This window comes from Acetobacter fallax, from assembly GCF_011516735.1.
Classification (GTDB): domain Bacteria; phylum Pseudomonadota; class Alphaproteobacteria; order Acetobacterales; family Acetobacteraceae; genus Acetobacter; species Acetobacter fallax.
The window spans coordinates 1-1,827 of sequence record NZ_WOSX01000110.1 but is presented as its reverse complement, the minus strand read 5'-3'; the positions used below and the strand labels follow the sequence as shown (position 1 = coordinate 1,827).

Sequence of the window (1,827 nt, the reverse complement as noted above, 5' to 3'; positions counted from 1 at the left end):
GATACTGCGCTCGGGTGATTTCAGTCCAGGCCATCTTGATCTCATCAGGTTCTCGCAAACCCATGAATCATAACCCGCTGAAATCACTCAACTCATTTTCGGTCAGACACTAAGATTGTCTAGATTATTTGTGCTTAGATTCGACATTTGCCTCTTGGATCTACAGAGAGGCAAATGTCGCCTGCGTCCAAGCCTCAGCAGCCCTCACCCATGCGGGCGAAACACGACCTTGGTGCAGCGATCTTTTTTGTCCCTGAATTTTTCATACAGTGCTGGCCCGTCTTCCAGGTTTGAAGACCGATGACTGATGACAAAAGAAGGATCGATTTCCCCTTTCTGGATGCGTTCCAGCAGAGGCTTGAGATATTTCTGCGTATTTGTTTGCCCAGTCCGCAGGGTCAGTCCCTTGTTCATGAGGATACCGATCATGACTGGCCCAAGGGCACCGGCATAGACACCAGGCATGGAAAGAATGCCGCCTGGGCGGCATCCGAGGATGGCCTGATTGAGAGCGAATGGCCTCTCGAGTGTTGTCGCTGAAAGCAGTGCTGAACCGACTTTTTGCATCATGGTATCGGCGCCATGTGCTTCCATACCGACGGCTTCGATAACGGCATCTGGCCCAAGTCCATCAGTCATTTCGACAAGAGTTTCCTGGATGTTCTGAGTACGGAAATCTATGGTTTCCGCACCTGCTGCCCGTGCCATGGCCAGTCTTTCCGGGACTTCGTCAATGGCAATGACGCGCTTTGCTCCCAGCAGAAAGCAGGAGCGGATCGCCATCTGTCCAACCGGACCACATCCCCAGACAGCAATGGTTTTTTCGGATTCGGGAGTGATCTCGCAGTTTTCTGCAGCCTGGTAGCCGGTAGGGAAAATATCGGACAGGAAAAGGACCTGCTCGTCCTCCAGTCCTTCGGGGACAATAATGGGTCCGACGTCTGCATAGGGAACACGCAGGTATTCGGCCTGTCCGCCTGAAAAACCACCTGTGATATGTGAGTAACCAAACAGGCCGGCTAGAGGGTATCCAAAGGTTTCGGCCTGCTGGCGCCTGTTGGGATTTGTGCGCTCACAGCAGCTCCAGTTACCCCATTTGCATTGTCTGCATTCGCCGCAGGAAATCGTAAACGGTACAACGATACGATCTCCAACCGAGAGACGCTTATTGTCTTTTCCGACTTCGACAACCTCCCCCATTGTTTCGTGCCCGAGAATGTCACCACATTTCATGGTCGGCATGAGGCCGTCCATCAGGTGCAGGTCAGAACCACAGATGGCACAGGCCGTCACCTTGATGATGACATCCCGCCCCTCAATGATTTCCGGGTCACGCACACTTTCACAGGTAATCTTGCCCTTTTTCTGCCAGGTCAAAGCTTTCATGGGAGGTCGTCCTGTTCTGGAGAGATGCAGGAGAAACGCCTGATGGTGTCGATAGTTTGGAAGGTTCCTGCAAACAAAACTTGATGCAGGTCTCGGGCTTGTGAGCGAACGTTTTCCTGAACCCCGTGCATGTCTCCCGTCGCGTCGCCGGAACAGAGTTTAGGTATCAGAATATCGTATTAGTCAGTAGTATCCTAATATTTGTATTATGATTATGATTATTCCAATAACTATCTGATTTATTTTATAAAATACAGCCGGATAAATTGGGTTGATATTTTCTGTTGCATGGTATCTGCGTGATCAAGGTCTGCTTCAGGCTGCCTTTTGCACTAGCAGCCTGTCGGGTTGGGGTACCCTGTGAAGGGGTAAGGTTGTAAGGTGGTGAGATGAGCAGCTTCATCCCGTCTGACCGGTCTCAGCCGTATCTTCTGCCTCCTG

Annotated in this window: 1 protein-coding gene; it reads right to left on the bottom strand. The window is 51.2% G+C overall.

The annotated features are described in order from the left end of the window. Positions 1-204: 204 nt before the first annotated feature. A complete protein-coding gene (locus tag GOB85_RS18655) occupies positions 205-1,386 on the bottom strand; it encodes a zinc-dependent alcohol dehydrogenase (RefSeq protein WP_011251546.1) in 1,182 nt (393 codons plus the stop codon). Positions 1,387-1,827 lie beyond the last annotated feature (441 nt).